Source organism: Reyranella sp. (genome assembly GCF_017305915.1).
Taxonomy (GTDB): domain Bacteria; phylum Pseudomonadota; class Alphaproteobacteria; order Reyranellales; family Reyranellaceae; genus Reyranella.
In genome coordinates this window covers 11,771-25,318 of sequence record NZ_JAFKJN010000043.1, presented here as the reverse complement: position 1 = coordinate 25,318, position 13,548 = coordinate 11,771, and the positions used below count along the sequence as shown (strand labels likewise).

The window sequence follows — 13,548 nt, the reverse complement described above, 5'->3', positions numbered from 1 at the left end:
CATGGCGCATTGGCTCATCAAGTCCGAGCCCTCGGCTTATTCGTGGGAGCAGTTCGTCAAGGACAAGAAGACGTCGTGGACCGGCGTGCGCAATCCGCAGGCCGCGATGAACCTCAAGGCGATGAAGACGGGCGATCTCTGCTTCTTCTATCACTCGAACGAGGGCAAGGAGATCGTCGGCATCGCCAAGGTAGTGAAGACCGCCTATCCCGATCCGACCGACAAGGCCGGCAAGGCGGTGGCCGTCGACGTCGCCGCGGTCGAGCCGGTGAAGCAGGCGGTGACGCTGGCCGCCATCAAGGCCGAGCCCAAGCTCAAGGACTTCGGTCTGGTGCGCCAGTCGCGGCTGTCCGTGGTTCCCGTCAACGACGAGCAGTGGAAACTGATCACGAAGATGACTACGGCCAAGTGAGCCCGGTCGACAACCGCCGCGGCATCCTCGCGATGTCGGCGTCGGTCGTGGTCTTCATCTTCAACGACGCCCTGATCAAGCTCGCCGCCGAGACCATGCCGCCGCTGCAGGCGATCGGCCTGCGCGGCTGCTTCGCCACCCTATGGTGCGGGCTCGCCCTGCTGATCCGCGGCGAGCTGCGCCATGTCCCGCGGCTCGCCCATCCGTGGGTCGCCCTGCGCGGCCTGCTCGAGGCGGGGGCGGCGGTCTCCTACCTGATCGCGCTCGCCTTCATCCCGTTCGCGATCGCCACGGCGGTCAACCTGTCGACGCCGCTGTTCCTCGCGATCCTCGCCGTGCTGCTGCTCGGCGAGACGGTTGGCTGGCGGCGCTGGACGGCGATCGCGGTCGGGTTCGTGGGCGTGCTGATGGTGATCCAGCCGCGGCCCGGCGACGTCAATCTCTGGACCTGGCTGGTCGTGCTGGCCTCGTTCGTCGGGGCGACGCGCGACGTCATCGCCCGCTGGGTGCCAGCGCAGGTGCCGACGCTGGTCGTGTCGCTGAGCTCGGCCGTGACGCTGGCGGTCGTCGGCTGCGTCTGGGCGACGCTGAATGGCTGGCAGCCGATGAGTCTTCGCGGCGTGCTGCTGGTGATGGGCTCGTCGCTGCTGCTCGCCGCCGGCTACCAGCTCCTGATGATCTCGCTGCGCACGGGCGCGGAGTTCTCGGTGATCGGCTCGTTCCGCTACGCCTCGGTGCTGTGGGCGCTCGGGATTGGCTACGTGCTGTGGGGCGACGTGCCCAACCTGCTGGCGATCTCCGGTATCGCGGTAGTGGTCGGCGCCGGCCTCTACATCCTGCACCGCGAGCGGGTGCGGCGCGCCGGTCAGCGCGCCACCCAGGCCTCGTAGTCACGGGCGACGTCCGTGACCGCGGTCTCGTAGATCCGCTTGCCGTGCTCGGGCGTCGCGAGGTTCGGGTCGGAGCCGATGCGGCCGTCGGGGAAGTTGCGGCGGTAGTCCTCGGCGTCGGCGAAGCTGCCGGTCGCAGCGATGCGCGGCTCCATCGGCTTCTGTTGCTGGGTCTCGGGATAGCCGTACCAGGTCAGCGCCACCTCCGACGGCGTCGCGTGGCTGCCCTCGGCGTTGCCGTAGAGCTCGCGGCTCAGGCCCCTGATGCCGGCGCTCTCCCACCAGTTGCGCAGCACGCACTTGATCGGCGGCTGGTTGGAGAGCCGCTCCATCGAGCGGTCGGCATAGATCTCGGAGAACGACGCCGTCACCGTCGCGACATTGCCGCCGTGGCCGTTGATGAAATAGAAGCGGGTGAAGCCGTGCCGCGCCAGCGACATCACCTGGTCCTTGATCAGCGCGATCAGCGTCGAGGGCCTGAGCGTCATCGAGCCGGGGAAGGCGAGGTGATGCTGCGCCATGCCGACCGAGATGGTCGGTGCCACCAGCGCGCCCACCTTCTCGCCGACGCCGCGGCCGATCATCTCGGCGGTCAGCGCGTCGGTGCCGATCAGCCCGGTCGGGCCGTGCTGTTCGGTCGAGCCGATCGGGATGATGATGCCGGTCTTGCTCTTGAGATAATCCTCGACGAACTGCCAAGTCTTGAGCTGAAGCTGCACAGGGAACTCCTCGTTTGCGGAAGGATACCATGGAAACCGATGTGCTGATCTGCGGCGCCGGCGCCGCCGGCCTGACGCTGGCGGTCGAACTGGCGCGCCGCGGTGTCGCCTTCCGCCTGATCGATGCGGCGGCGCAGCCGTTTCACGGCTCGCGCGGCAAGGGCATCCAGCCGCGCACGCTCGAAGTGTTCGAGGATCTCGGCATCGTCGATCGCATGGTGGCGGCGGGCGGGCCCTACCCGCCGCAGCGCGTGCATCGCGACGGCGGCTTCGATGACTCGCCGTTCATGGAGATCAGCGATCCGACGCCGCGCGAGCCCTATCGCATCCCGCTGATGCTGCCGCAGCACAAGACCGAGGCGATCCTGCGCGAACGCCTCGCCGAATTGAGCCATCGGCCGCGCTACGGCGAGGCGCTGGAGAGTTTCACGCAGGATGCCGACGGCGTGGCGGCCATAGTGAACGGCGCGCCGATGCGGGTGCGTTACCTGATCGGCTGCGACGGCGGCCGCAGCACGGTGCGCCAGACCCTCAGCATCGGCTTCCCGGGCGAGACGCTCGGCGTGCGCGCGCTGGTGGCCGACCTCGATCTCGAGGGCTTGAGCCGCGACGCGTGGCATCGCTGGAACGACGGCAAGCCCGAATCGATGTCGCTCTGCCCGCTGATGGGCACCGACCAGTTCCAGCTCCAGGCGCGCATCCCGGGCGACGGTGAGGTCGATCTTTCCGCGGTCGGTCTCGAGGCGATGATCGCCAGTCGCACGCGGCGCGACGATCTCAAGGTGCATTCGGTATCGTGGGCCTCGGCCTATTCGATGAATGCCCGCCTCGCCGACCGCTACCAGGTCGGCCGCGTTTTCCTCGCCGGCGATGCCGCGCACACCCATCCGCCGACCGGCGGCCAGGGGCTGAACACCAGCGTGCAGGATTCCTACAATCTCGGCTGGAAGCTCGCCGCGGCGCTCGATGGCGCATCCTCCCTGCTGGCGACCTACGAGGAGGAGCGTCGGCCGATCGCCGCCGGCATGCTGGGGCTGGCAACCCGGCTACTGCAGGCGACGCGGACCGGCGGCGGCAACCGGCGCGGCCGCGCCGAGCAGCAGCTCGATCTCGGCTATCCCGAGTCGAGCCTCGCGCGCGGCCCCAATGCCGGCAATCGCGCACCCGATGCGCCGGTGCGCGGCGCCGCCGGCCAGCCGACGCGGCTGTTCACCCTGTTCCAGGGCACGCACTGGACCTTGCTGGTCTACGACGCGCCGTCACCGATCGCCGCGCGCGCCGGTTTGCGCATCTATCGCGTCGGCGGCGACATCGTCGACGATCAGGGTTTGGTGCGAGAGCACTACGGCCTCGCACCCGGCGACTGCGTTCTGGTTCGTCCAGACGGCTACATCGGTGCGATGACGCGCGATGCAGCGGTACTCGACCGATATCTCGATGCGGTCATCTGAATGCGTGCGCGACCTCGGGCACATCGGTGATCGGTGCCTCGCACGCCATGTCCCGGCAGACATAGAGTGCGGGTTTGCCGCCGACCAATCCCTTGCCCGTCGCAGGATGATTCGGCGGCAGATCAGCGCCGGGCGTGAGCCGCCGCACGACCTTGTTGGGCAGGCAGAGAAGATAGACTGCCCGGCGCAGCGCCTCGGTGGCGGGATCGTTGGGATCGCCCACGATTACCAGCTCGACGGGGCTGTGCAGCGTCTCGTAGCCGTTGAGCAGGGTCATCAGCGGAAAGAAGTTGCTGTCGAGCTCGCCGGCGAAGGCCGCGAACTGCCGGCGCGCCTTGTCGTGCCATCGCTCGTCCCCGGTGAGGACCCACAGGCGTGCGAGCACGCCGATCAGGGTGCCGTTGCCGGCCGGGACCGCATTGTCGTGGCAATGCTTGCCGCGCACGATCAGGTCGGCCGCATCGTCGGCGGTGGTGAAGTAGCCGCCCGCGGCGTCGGCGAAGTGCCGGTCGAGCACCGCGATCAACGACTGCGCCTCGTCGAGATAGCGCATCTCGCCCGTAACCTCGAACAGCGCGACGCCCGCGCGTGCCATATTGGCGTAGTCGTCGAGCGTGCCGCGGTGCAGCCGTTTGCCGGCGCGGTACGAACGGAAGAGGCGCCCATCCTGATCGCGCATCGTGTCCATGATGAAGCGCCAGGCACGGATGGCGGCGGCCAGCCACTCGACGCGCCGGAAGACGACGGCCGCGTTAGCCAGTGCGGCGATCATCAGGCCGTTCCAGTCGGCCAGCACCTTGTCGTCCCAGCCCGGCCAGACGCGCTTGTCGCGCACCGCCTTGACCTTCGCCCGGAGCGCGGCGAGCCGATCTTCCTCGGCCTCGAGCGGAAAGGCCGGCGCGCGATTGCGATGCAGGATGTTGCGATGCTCCCAGTTGCCGGCGAGCGTTACGTCGTAGACGGTGCGAAAGTTCGGGCCGTCCTCGGGACCGAGGATCGCGTCGATCTCCGCGGCGTCCCAGACGTAGAACTTGCCTTCGACGCCTTCGCTGTCGGCGTCGTAGGACGCCGCGAAGCCGCCGCTGTCGGCCGTCATCTCGCGCAGGACCCAATCGCAGGTTTCGATGACGCGTCGGGCGTAGAGTGGATTCTGGCTCGACTGCCAGACCAGCGTGAGCAGATCGACGAGCTGCGCGTTGTCGTACAGCATCTTCTCGAAGTGCGGGATCAGCCATTCGTTGTCGGTGGCGTAGCGCGCGAAGCCGCCGCCGAGGTGATCGTAGATGCCGCCCTGGCACATGCGATCGAGCGTGACGATCACTGCGTCGCCCACCTGGTCGTTCAAGGCGCCGTCCTGCTCGAGGCGCAGCGATGCGCGCCATAGCAATTCGAACACGTAGGGCGAGGGGAACTTGGGTGCCTGTCCGAAGCCGCCCCACGCCATGTCGCACTCCCGAACGATGCGCCGAGCGACATCGTCGAGCAGGCTGAGCGGAACGGGCGGCCCGTCGCCCTGGAACTCGACCGCCTTGTTGCGCGCGCGGCTGCGCAGGCCGTTCAGCAGCCCGGCGCGGTTGGTCTCGATGTCCTGCGGCCGCTCGCGGAAGGTCTGGGCCACGCCCTTCAGCACGTCGACGAAGGCCGGCCGACCGTAGCGCGCCGGCGTCGGGAAATAGGTGCCGCCCCAGAACGGCTCGCCCCTGGGCGTGCAGAACATGGTGAGCGGCCAGCCGCCCTGCTCGCCCATGATCTGCAGGGCCTGCATGTAGATCGCGTCGACGTCGGGCCGCTCCTCGCGGTCGACCTTGATGTTGACGAACAGCGCGTTCATCACCGCCGCGACCTCGGGCGATTCGAAGCTCTCATGCGCCATGACGTGGCACCAGTGGCAGGCGGCGTAGCCGATCGACAGCAGGATCGGCCGGTCGGTGCGTTGCGCCTCGGCCAGCGCGTCCCCGCCCCACGGCCACCAGTGCACCGGGTTGGCGGCGTGCTGCAGCAGGTAGGGGCTGGTTTCGCCGGCGAGCCGGTTCATGCGTCGCCCTCTCCGAGGTTGCCTTCGCTGTTGATCAGAAGAACGCGGGAGCGCTTGTCGAGATGCAGCATCTTGAAGGCCTCGTCGTCCTCGCAGACGCGCACCAGCCCGGCGGCGCCGGCGCAACCCGACGGGCCGGAGGCGATCGCGGGATCCCCGTCGAGCGGATGGGCCAGCAGCTTGCGTGTCGGCGCCACACGGTCCTCCTCGATGGTCATGAACCAGTCGGCGGCGAGGCCGATCACCGGCCAGGTGACCGGCGAGATCTCGCGGCAGGCGAGGCCGCCCATCGCCGTGTCGGCATTGCCGCTTGCCGAGGTCGGCTTGCCGGCGCGATTGCTCTGGAACCAGCAGTCGGCGCTCTCGGGCTCGACGACGATGAAGCGCGGCCGGGGCTCGTAGCGCGCCCAGAGATAGCCGAACACCGCCGCAGCCAGCCCGCCGACGCCTGCCTGCACGAAGACGTGCGTCGGGCCGGGGCGCCACTGGCGGATCACTTCCTCGACCAGCACGGTGTAGCCGCGCATCACGCTGCGCGGCGTGTCCTCGTAGCCCTCCCACGAGGTGTCGGAGATGATCGTCCAGCCGTTCGCCTCGGCCTGGCGCCGGCATTCAGCGACGGCGGTATCGTAGTCGCCGTCGACGCGGATGACCTCGGCGCCGCGGGCGCGGATGGCGGCCTCCTTGTCGGCCGAGGTGAACTTCGGCAGGAAGATGATGCAGCGATTGCCGAACAGCTTGGCCCCGGCGGCGACCGAGCGACCGTGGTTGCCCGAGCTCGCCGTGGTGAAGACATAGTCCCCGGTGATCCGGCGATGCTCGCCGCTCAGCACCTCCTCGAAGGTCGGCGAGGAGCGGTAGGCCTCGCCGACCGCGCCCGAGAGCTTGTCGTAGACCGCGAGCACGCCGCCCAGCGCCTTGAAGGCGCCGAAGCCGAAGCGCTGGCTTTCATCTTTGATGCGGACTTCGCCGACGCCGAGCCGCGCCGCGAGCGCCGGCAAGGCGTAGAGCGGCGTTTCCTTGTGGACGGGGCAGGCCTTCAGCATGTCCAGCAACTCCGGCACCCCGTTGGGGTTCACCACATATTGCTGGTCGCGGCCGAACGGCAGGGCGCGGGCGCGGGGGTTTCGGTCGATCCAGTCGAGGGTCATGATAAGGTGCAGCAAACGGAGAACGGCCCATGAAAGTCAATGTCGAGGTGACCTGCACGCCCGAGGAGGCGCGCGCCTTCTTCGGCCTGCCCGACCTCAAGCCGATGCAGGATCGGGTGATGGGCGAGATCGAGGAGCGGCTGCGCTCCGGCCTCAACGCCATGAACCCGGAGACGATCTTCAAGACCTGGCTGCCGGCCTCGATGCAGGGCGTCGAGCAGATGCAGCAGATGCAGCAGGCTTTCTGGTCGCAGCTCGCCAACATCGCCACGACCGGCGGCAAGAAGGAGTGACGATGAGCAACCGCCAGAAGCCGGCCGATCCCGGCCCGTACTATGACGCCCATGTCTTCTGCTGCACCAACAAGCGACCGGCCGGCCATCCGCGCGGCTGCTGCTCCGACAAGGGCAGCGAGGAGCTGCGCGACTACATGAAGAGCCGCGCCAAGGACCTCGGGCTGAAGAAGGTGCGGATCAACAACGCCGGCTGCCTCGACCGCTGCGAGCTCGGGCCCTCGATGGTGATCTATCCCGAGGGCATCTGGTATCAGGTGAAGACCAAGGAGGATGTCGACGAGGTGCTGCAGAGGCACCTGGTCGAAGGCGGCCGGGTCGAGCGCCTGATGCTGCTGCCCCACGAGCGGCTGCCGAAGGATCGGGTGAAGGCCTCTTAGTTCCTCTCCCCTCCAACAGGGGAGAGGAGGAAGGCGTCACTCCAGCAGCTCGCCCAGCCGCCTGATCACGCGCGTCGGCTGGGCGGTCGCGTGGGCCGGGATGCCCGCCTCGAACGGGTCGTACCAGATGCCGCACAGGCCGAGCTTCTGCGGCGCCTCGACTTCCCATTCATAGTTGTCGCCGACCATCCAGGCGTCGCACGCCGCACAGCCCAGCCGCTCGAGGGCGTGGCGGTAGACGTCGAGCTCGGGCTTGCCCATGCCGAACTCGCCCTCGATCTGGATGTGGTCGAAGCGGTGGCCCAGGTCGAAGCGCTCGATCTTGGCACGCTGGAATTCGGCCGCGCCGTTGGTCACCAGCGCGAGCTTCACGCCGCGCTGGCGCAGCGTGTCGACCGTGGCGAGCGCGTCGGGATAGAGCCGGTACTCGGCGCGGCGCAGCTCGGTGAAGGCGTCGGCGATCCGGTCGGCCAGCGCCTCGTCGTGGTAGCCGAGCCGCGCCAGGCCGCGCCGCACCGATAGCCGCCGCGCGCCGGGAATGTCGAGGCGCCACTTGGCCGCTGCGGCGCGGTCGCTCCAGAAGGCGCGCGCCTCGTCCATGACGGCCATGCGCACGCGCTCGATCGCGGCGGTATCGTGCGCGTCGAGGGGCGCCGCGAAGACATGCAGCAGGCGCGTCCACGCGTCCTCGGGCTGCGCATAGGCCCGGATCAGCGTGTCGTCGAGATCGAACAGGATCGCGAGCGGAAGCGGCATCAGTTGGTCGGCGCGAAGGTGGTCGGGGCCGGGCTGATCACGACGCCGCGGTCGCCCTGCACCTCGATCACCGCCAGCGTGCGCTCGGTGCGGCCGTCGGACAGGAAGCGGAACACGCCGTCGACGCCCGACCAGCCGTTGGGATTGGCGATCGCCTCGGCCGCGAAGTCGCCGCCCGGCCTGGCGCGCGCGAGCTGCCCGGCCAGCGACACCGCGTCGTAGGCGAGCGTCGCGAGGCGATGCGGCGGCCGGCCGTAGGTCGAGATGTACTTGCGCTCGAAATCGGCGCGCCGCGCCGGATCGGGCGCCGCGTACCAGGCGCCGCGCAGTTGCGGGTCGGAGCCGATGCCGCCCACGTCCCACACGCCGGTGCCGATCAGCTGCGCCGATTTCGAATCGAGGCCGGCGCCGGTCAGCGCGGCCACCGCCGTCGTCAGCCGGGGCGGCGCGACCGGAACGAGGATCGCGACCTTGCCGTCGCCGACCTTGGCGGCGTCGGCGATGCGCTGCGCCGCGCCGCGGACGTCGGTGCCCTCGTCGTAGGTCTCGGTCGCGATGACCGAGCCGCCGCGGATCGTCACCTGGTTCTGCAGCGTGCTGGTCATCTGCTGGCCGTAGGTGCCGCGCGGCGCCAGCACGGCGAAGCGCTTGATGCCCTGCGAGACGCTGTAGTCGACCACCCGGCGCACCTGCGGCGGGGCGGCGATGCCCATCACCCACAGCCCGGGCTGGGCCACGCTCTCGTCGTTGGAGAAAGCGATGATGTTGACCTTGTCCGTGCGGCGCGCCGGACCCAGCGCCGAGGCCGAAGCGCCAAACAGCGGCCCCAGGATCAGCGCCACGCCGTCGGTCCGCGCCTTGTTGTAGGCCTGGATCGCCTGCTCGCCCGATTCGCCGCTGTCGTAGGCGGCGAGCGCCAGGTCCTTGGCGCCGGTGTCGAACAGCGCCATCTCGGCGGCCTGCTGCATGGCCTGGCCGATCGGCGCGCTGCGGCCGCTGAGCGGCAGCAGCAGGGCGATCCGCGCCTTGCCCGACGCCGTGGTCGGCGAGCCGGCCTGCTGCCCGATGGGCTGAGGCGGCGGCGCAGGCGTGCTACTCTTCGGCGGCGATTCGGTGCAGGCGCCCAGCAGGAAAGCGACGATCGCGAGCGCGAGGAGGGAACGCATCGGGCGGCTGGACTCCGGGGTGGATGGGATTTCACATGGACGGTGACGAGCGTTCCCAAGCTACCGGCCGGCAGGCCGAAGGTAAACCGCCGGCCCATGCGCCGGATCGTCCGCTGGCGCCCGGCCTCCACATTGTCGCGACCCCGATCGGCAACCTGCGGGACATCAGCCTGCGGGCGCTCGACACGCTGCGGGCCGCCGACCTGATCGCGGCTGAGGACACGCGGGTCTTCGCCAAGCTCGCCAGCGCCCATGGTATTGCCGTCCCGACCGTCGCCTACAGCGACGCCACCCAGGACGCCAGCGAGCCGCGACTGTTGCGCGCGCTGGCCGAGGGCCAGCGGGTGGCGCTGGTGTCCGACGCCGGCATGCCGCTGATCTCCGATCCCGGCTACCGCCTGGTGCGCGCCGCGCTGGCGGCCGGCCATGCGGTGACCGCCGTGCCCGGGCCGTCGGCGGTGCCGATGGCGCTCGCCCTGTCGGGCTTGCCGACCGACCGCTTCTTTTTCGGCGGCTTCCTGCCGGCCAAGACCGGCGAACGGCGACGGGCGATCGCCGAGGCGGCGCAAATACCGGCCACGCTTGTCTTTTTCGAAGCCCCGCATCGGCTGGCGGCATCGCTCGCCGATCTGGCCGAGCTGCTGGGCGACCGGCCGGCCGCGATGGCGCGCGAGCTCACCAAGCTGTTCGAGGAGGTGCGGCGGCAATCGCTGAGCGATTTGGCCGCACACTACGCCGACGTTGAGGTGAAGGGTGAGATCGTGCTGGTGATCGGCCCGCCCGGCGAAGCCGACGCACCGCCGGCCGGCGCCCTCGATGCTGCGTTGCGGGAAGCCCTGCAGGCGGCGTCGGTGAAGGATGCTGCCGCGGAAGTCGCAGCACGCTTTGGACTTCGCCGCCGCGAGGTTTATGCTCGCGCCCTCACGCTTAAGCGTCAGGGTGTGTCATGACGATCGAGACTCGCCGCCAGGCTCACCGCCTTGGCCACGCCGCCGAATGGCGCGCGGTGTGGCGCCTGCGGCTTGCCGGTTACTCGATCCTGGCGCGGCGCTACAAGACCAAGCTCGGCGAGATCGACATCGTGGCGCGGCGCGCCGGCGTGCTCGCCTTCGTCGAGGTCAAGGCGCGCGCCGACCTGGAGAACGCCGGCTTCGCGCTCAAGGGCCGGCAGTTCGGCCGTGTCGCCGCCGCCGCCAGCCTGTTCGTGGCGCGCCATCCGCAATATGCCGCGCACGCGCTGCGCTTCGACGCCATGCTGGTGGCCGGGTTGTGGCCGCGGCACCTGCCGGATGTCTGGCGCGCGCCGGAGTAGGCGGTGCCGCTCGCTGCCACCGATACCGCCGCGCAGCTCGCGCGGTTGCGTGAGCTGTGCGCCGATGGCGAGCGCATCGACCTGCTGAATGCGGCGCTGATCCTGAGCGTCCTGCAGCGCGACGAGGCGATCGACCTCGCGCCGCTGCAGAGCCACGTCGCCGCGATCGAGGCGGCGCTGGCCGATCTCGTGCACCGGCGCGGGGCCTCGCCCGAGCGGCTGGGCGAGGTGATCGCGCAAGCCTACGGCTATCGCGGCGACAGCGAGACCTACGACGATCTGCAGAATGCCGACGTCGCGCGGGTGCTGGAGCGGCGCAAGGGGCTGCCGGTCGCGCTCGCCATCCTCTACCTGCATGTCGCGCGGACCCAGGGTTGGGACGCCGAGGGCCTGGCCTTTCCCGGCCATTTCCTGATCCGGGTCGAGATCGACGGCGCGCGTCACGTGCTCGATCCCTTCAACGACGGCCAGGCGGTCGAGGCGCCGGCGCTGCGCAGCCTGCTGCAGCGCGTGCTGGGCCCCGAGGCGAACCTGGCGCCCGAGCACTTCGACCCGGTGCCCGACCGCGACGTGCTGCTGCGGCTGGAGAACAACGTGCGGCTGCGGCTCGCCAAGCGCGAGGACTGGGCGGCGACGGCGCGCTCGCTCGACCGCATGCTGACGATTGCACCCGACAAGCCGGAGCTCCTGTTCGAGTCGGGCCAGATCAATGCACGGCTCGACAAGCGGCGCGCCGCGATCGCCTCCTTCGAGCGCTTCCTTGCCACAGAGGCCGCAAAAGCCGATCCGGTGCTGGGCCAGCGCGCCTCTGCCCTGTTGCAGGAATTGCGCCGCGGGCTTAACTGAACGCGACGAATCCCTCCCCCGTCATCGGGGGAGGTGGCGCGGTAATCCGCGACGGAGGGGTCATGAGTCACAGTCGTGCTGCGGCCATGACCCCTCCGCCCGCGTAAGACGCGGGCACCTCCCCATTTGAATGGGGAGGACAAGAAGGCGGAGAGACGTGCAATGAAGCTCAAGGTCGCCATCCAGATGGACCATGTGTCCACCATCGACATCGATGGCGATTCCACCTTCGTGCTGGGGCTGGAGGCGGAGCGGCGCGGCTACGAGGTCTGGCACTACACGCCGCCCGAGCTGATCTTCCGCGACCGCAAGGTGATGGCGCGGGCGCAGCCGATGAAGCTCCGGCGCGAGAAGGGCAATCACTTCACCCTGGGTGCGCCGGAGGTCGTCGATCTCGCGGGCTTCGATGTGGTGCTGCTGCGCCAGGACCCGCCGTTCGACATGTCCTACATCACCACCACGCATCTGTTGGAGCACATCCATCCCAGGACGCTGGTGGTCAACGATCCGGCGAGCGTGCGCAACGCGCCGGAGAAGCTGTTCGTCGCCCATTTCGACAAGGTGATGCCGCCGACGCTGATCACCGCCGATCCGCGCGCGCTGCGCGAGTTCCGCGACGAGCACCAGGACATCATCATCAAGCCGTTGTTCGGCGCCGGCGGCGCCGGCGTGTTCCGGCTGAAGCCGGGCGACGAGAACTTCGCCTCGCTGCTCGAGATGTTCTCGCAGCGCAGCCGCGAGCCGGTGATCGCCCAGCGCTACCTGCCGGAGGTGCGCCAGGGCGACAAGCGCATCATCCTGGTCGACGGCAAGGCGGCGGGCGTGGTCAACCGCGTGCCGGCCGAGGGCGAGGCGCGCTCCAACATGCATGTCGGCGGCAAGGCGGTGAAGGAAACGCTGACCAGGCGCGACCAGGAGATCTGCGACATCATCGGGCCGGAGCTCGCGAAGCGCGGCATGATCTTCGTCGGCATCGACGTGATCGGCGACTATCTCACCGAGATCAACGTCACCTCGCCGACCGGCCTGCAGCAGATCAACCGCTTCGACGGCGTCTCGCTCGAGGCGCAGATCTGGGACCGCATCGAGGTCCGTTACCAAGAATCGCGAGGAGGGAAGGCATGATGCGTCGCAGCTTCTTGGCGCTGGCACTGGCGGTGGCCGCCGCGCCCGCGCTGGCGCAGTTCGACACGCTGACCCAGAAGCCGATCGTCGCGGCGGTGCGCGCCGGCGACGAGGAGAAGGTCCGCCAGGCGCTGCTCAAGGGCGAGAACCCTAATCAGATCGATACCAGCGGCCGGCCCTTGCTGATGATCGCGGCGATGGACGGCCAGATCGCCGTAGTCGACGCGCTGCTCAAGGGCGGCGCGGTGGCCGATGCGACCGATCGCGACGGCTACACCTCGCTGCTGCGCGCTGCCGAGCGCGGCGACGTCGACATCGCCGACATGCTGCTGAAGAAGAACGCCAAGTCGAACGCGCAGACTCGCCAGGGCGTGACGCCGCTGATGGTGGCGGCGCGGCTCGGCCATGCCGAGGTCGTGCGGCTGCTGCTGGCCAACAAGGCCGATCCCAACAAGCCGGACTTCACCGGACGCACCGCGCTCACCTACGCCAAGCAGAACAACCGCGGCAGCATCGAAACCATGCTGCGCAAGGCCGGCGCCCGCGAATGAGCGACGACGCGGCCGACTACCCGCGGCCGGCCGCGCCGATCCGCATCACCGGCAGCATCGCCCTCGACCCGTCGGAGATCCATGAGAGCTTCGTGCGCGCGGGCGGGCCGGGCGGCCAGCACGTCAACACGACCTCGACCGCGGTCCAGCTGCGCTTCGACGTGCGCCACTCGCCCAGCCTGACGGACGACGTGCGCCGCCGGCTCGAGCGGCTGGCCGGCAGCCGGCTGACGCGCGACGGCGTGCTGGTGCTGCAGGCGCAGGGCCATCGCAGCCAGAAGCGCAACCGCGAGGAGGCGCTGGTGCGGCTGGTTGAATTGGTGCGCGCCGCCGCCGTGCGGCCGGTCGTGCGCAAGGCAACCAAGCCGACGCGGTCCAGCAAGCAGCGGCGGCTCGACAGCAAGAAGAAGCACGGCGCGCTCAAGGCGTCGCGCCGTTCGAGCTTCGACTGAAGGATACCG

The 13,548-nt window shown here is 69.4% G+C and carries 16 protein-coding genes; 11 read left to right on the top strand and 5 right to left on the bottom strand.

The genetic code is table 11. From position 1 onward, the window contains the following. Position 1 precedes the first annotated feature (1 nt). Positions 2-412, top strand: a complete 411-nt coding sequence (locus J0J01_RS31065; protein ID WP_296387513.1) for an EVE domain-containing protein — start codon at positions 2-4, stop codon at positions 410-412. Then, positions 409-1,302: a DMT family transporter gene (locus tag J0J01_RS31060; protein WP_296387512.1), complete on the top strand. Its 894-nt coding sequence runs from the start codon at positions 409-411 to the stop codon at positions 1,300-1,302. The genes J0J01_RS31065 and J0J01_RS31060 overlap by 4 nt, the downstream gene beginning before the upstream one ends. Here the strand turns inward: J0J01_RS31060 and J0J01_RS31055 are convergent. Next, positions 1,278-2,021, bottom strand: coding sequence for a creatininase family protein (locus tag J0J01_RS31055; protein WP_296387511.1), 744 nt, complete (start codon positions 2,019-2,021; stop codon positions 1,278-1,280). The two genes, J0J01_RS31060 and J0J01_RS31055, sit on opposite strands and share 25 nt — an antisense overlap. 29 nt (positions 2,022-2,050) lie before the next feature. On the opposite strand from J0J01_RS31055, the gene J0J01_RS31050 reads away from it, so the two are divergent. Then, a complete protein-coding gene (locus tag J0J01_RS31050) occupies positions 2,051-3,472 on the top strand; it encodes an FAD-dependent oxidoreductase (RefSeq protein WP_296387510.1) in 1,422 nt (473 codons plus the stop codon). Here the strand turns inward: J0J01_RS31050 and J0J01_RS31045 are convergent. Further along, positions 3,465-5,507, bottom strand: coding sequence for a thioredoxin domain-containing protein (locus J0J01_RS31045; RefSeq protein ID WP_296387509.1), 2,043 nt, complete (start codon positions 5,505-5,507; stop codon positions 3,465-3,467). The two genes, J0J01_RS31050 and J0J01_RS31045, sit on opposite strands and share 8 nt — an antisense overlap. Beyond that, positions 5,504-6,658 carry a diaminopropionate ammonia-lyase gene (locus J0J01_RS31040; RefSeq protein ID WP_296387508.1) on the bottom strand — a complete coding sequence of 385 codons (1,155 nt, stop codon included), beginning with the start codon at positions 6,656-6,658 and terminating at the stop codon, positions 5,504-5,506. The genes J0J01_RS31045 and J0J01_RS31040 overlap by 4 nt, the downstream gene beginning before the upstream one ends. Before the next feature lie 29 nt (positions 6,659-6,687). Here J0J01_RS31040 and J0J01_RS31035 point away from each other — a divergent pair, with 29 nt between their 5' ends. Together J0J01_RS31035 and J0J01_RS31030 are read left to right on the top strand one after the other, a co-directional pair. After that, entirely contained in the window at positions 6,688-6,951 is a 264-nt protein-coding gene (locus J0J01_RS31035; RefSeq protein ID WP_296387507.1) for a DUF6489 family protein, read from the top strand. 2 nt (positions 6,952-6,953) lie between these two features. Then, positions 6,954-7,331 (top strand): (2Fe-2S) ferredoxin domain-containing protein, encoded by a 378-nt coding sequence (locus J0J01_RS31030; protein ID WP_296387506.1) that lies wholly within the window; start codon positions 6,954-6,956, stop codon positions 7,329-7,331. 36 nt (positions 7,332-7,367) lie between these two features. On the opposite strand, the gene J0J01_RS31025 is transcribed toward J0J01_RS31030, so the two are convergent. Both J0J01_RS31025 and J0J01_RS31020 read right to left on the bottom strand, forming a co-directional pair. Beyond that, positions 7,368-8,087: an HAD family hydrolase gene (locus tag J0J01_RS31025; protein ID WP_296387505.1), complete on the bottom strand. Its 720-nt coding sequence runs from the start codon at positions 8,085-8,087 to the stop codon at positions 7,368-7,370. Beyond that, the gene (locus J0J01_RS31020; RefSeq protein ID WP_296387504.1) at positions 8,087-9,253 is read right to left on the bottom strand and encodes a penicillin-binding protein activator; all 1,167 of its coding nucleotides are present in this window, start codon (positions 9,251-9,253) and stop codon (positions 8,087-8,089) included. The genes J0J01_RS31025 and J0J01_RS31020 overlap by 1 nt, the downstream gene beginning before the upstream one ends. Positions 9,254-9,288: 35 nt before the next feature. Here J0J01_RS31020 and rsmI point away from each other — a divergent pair, with 35 nt between their 5' ends. The 6 genes from rsmI (at position 9,289) to arfB (ending at position 13,539) form a co-directional block, all read left to right on the top strand. After that, on the top strand, positions 9,289-10,203 hold the full coding sequence (rsmI, locus tag J0J01_RS31015) for a 16S rRNA (cytidine(1402)-2'-O)-methyltransferase (RefSeq protein WP_296387503.1): 915 nt from the start codon (positions 9,289-9,291) through the stop codon (positions 10,201-10,203). Further along, positions 10,200-10,565 (top strand): YraN family protein, encoded by a 366-nt coding sequence (locus J0J01_RS31010; protein ID WP_296387502.1) that lies wholly within the window; start codon positions 10,200-10,202, stop codon positions 10,563-10,565. Before rsmI ends, J0J01_RS31010 begins: the two co-directional genes overlap by 4 nt. Before the next feature lie 3 nt (positions 10,566-10,568). Continuing rightward, the gene (locus J0J01_RS31005) at positions 10,569-11,411 is read left to right on the top strand and encodes a transglutaminase-like domain-containing protein (RefSeq protein WP_296387501.1); all 843 of its coding nucleotides are present in this window, start codon (positions 10,569-10,571) and stop codon (positions 11,409-11,411) included. 162 nt (positions 11,412-11,573) lie between these two features. Next, positions 11,574-12,536 (top strand): glutathione synthase, encoded by a 963-nt coding sequence (gshB, locus tag J0J01_RS31000; RefSeq protein ID WP_296387500.1) that lies wholly within the window; start codon positions 11,574-11,576, stop codon positions 12,534-12,536. Beyond that, positions 12,533-13,087, top strand: a complete 555-nt coding sequence (locus tag J0J01_RS30995; protein ID WP_296387499.1) for an ankyrin repeat domain-containing protein — start codon at positions 12,533-12,535, stop codon at positions 13,085-13,087. Before gshB ends, J0J01_RS30995 begins: the two co-directional genes overlap by 4 nt. Further along, the gene (arfB, locus tag J0J01_RS30990; protein ID WP_296387498.1) at positions 13,084-13,539 is read left to right on the top strand and encodes an alternative ribosome rescue aminoacyl-tRNA hydrolase ArfB; all 456 of its coding nucleotides are present in this window, start codon (positions 13,084-13,086) and stop codon (positions 13,537-13,539) included. Before J0J01_RS30995 ends, arfB begins: the two co-directional genes overlap by 4 nt. Positions 13,540-13,548 lie beyond the last annotated feature (9 nt).

Excerpts from the sequence above, each read along its gene's own strand:
- J0J01_RS31065 (WP_296387513.1), top strand. The coding sequence starts at position 2 with ATGGCGCATTGGCTCATCAAGTCCGAGCCCTCGGCTTATTCGTGGGAG.
- J0J01_RS31035 (WP_296387507.1), top strand. The coding sequence starts at position 6,688 with ATGAAAGTCAATGTCGAGGTGACCTGCACGCCCGAGGAGGCGCGCGCC.
- arfB (WP_296387498.1), top strand. The coding sequence starts at position 13,084 with ATGAGCGACGACGCGGCCGACTACCCGCGGCCGGCCGCGCCGATCCGC.
- J0J01_RS31040 (WP_296387508.1), bottom strand. The coding sequence starts at position 6,658 with ATGACCCTCGACTGGATCGACCGAAACCCCCGCGCCCGCGCCCTGCCG.
- J0J01_RS31025 (WP_296387505.1), bottom strand. The coding sequence starts at position 8,087 with ATGCCGCTTCCGCTCGCGATCCTGTTCGATCTCGACGACACGCTGATC.
- J0J01_RS31010 (WP_296387502.1), top strand. The coding sequence starts at position 10,200 with ATGACGATCGAGACTCGCCGCCAGGCTCACCGCCTTGGCCACGCCGCC.
- gshB (WP_296387500.1), top strand. The coding sequence starts at position 11,574 with ATGAAGCTCAAGGTCGCCATCCAGATGGACCATGTGTCCACCATCGAC.
- J0J01_RS31045 (WP_296387509.1), bottom strand. The coding sequence starts at position 5,507 with ATGAACCGGCTCGCCGGCGAAACCAGCCCCTACCTGCTGCAGCACGCC.
- J0J01_RS31020 (WP_296387504.1), bottom strand. The coding sequence starts at position 9,253 with ATGCGTTCCCTCCTCGCGCTCGCGATCGTCGCTTTCCTGCTGGGCGCC.
- J0J01_RS30995 (WP_296387499.1), top strand. The coding sequence starts at position 12,533 with ATGATGCGTCGCAGCTTCTTGGCGCTGGCACTGGCGGTGGCCGCCGCG.
- rsmI (WP_296387503.1), top strand. The coding sequence starts at position 9,289 with ATGGACGGTGACGAGCGTTCCCAAGCTACCGGCCGGCAGGCCGAAGGT.
- J0J01_RS31030 (WP_296387506.1), top strand. The coding sequence starts at position 6,954 with ATGAGCAACCGCCAGAAGCCGGCCGATCCCGGCCCGTACTATGACGCC.
- J0J01_RS31050 (WP_296387510.1), top strand. The coding sequence starts at position 2,051 with ATGGAAACCGATGTGCTGATCTGCGGCGCCGGCGCCGCCGGCCTGACG.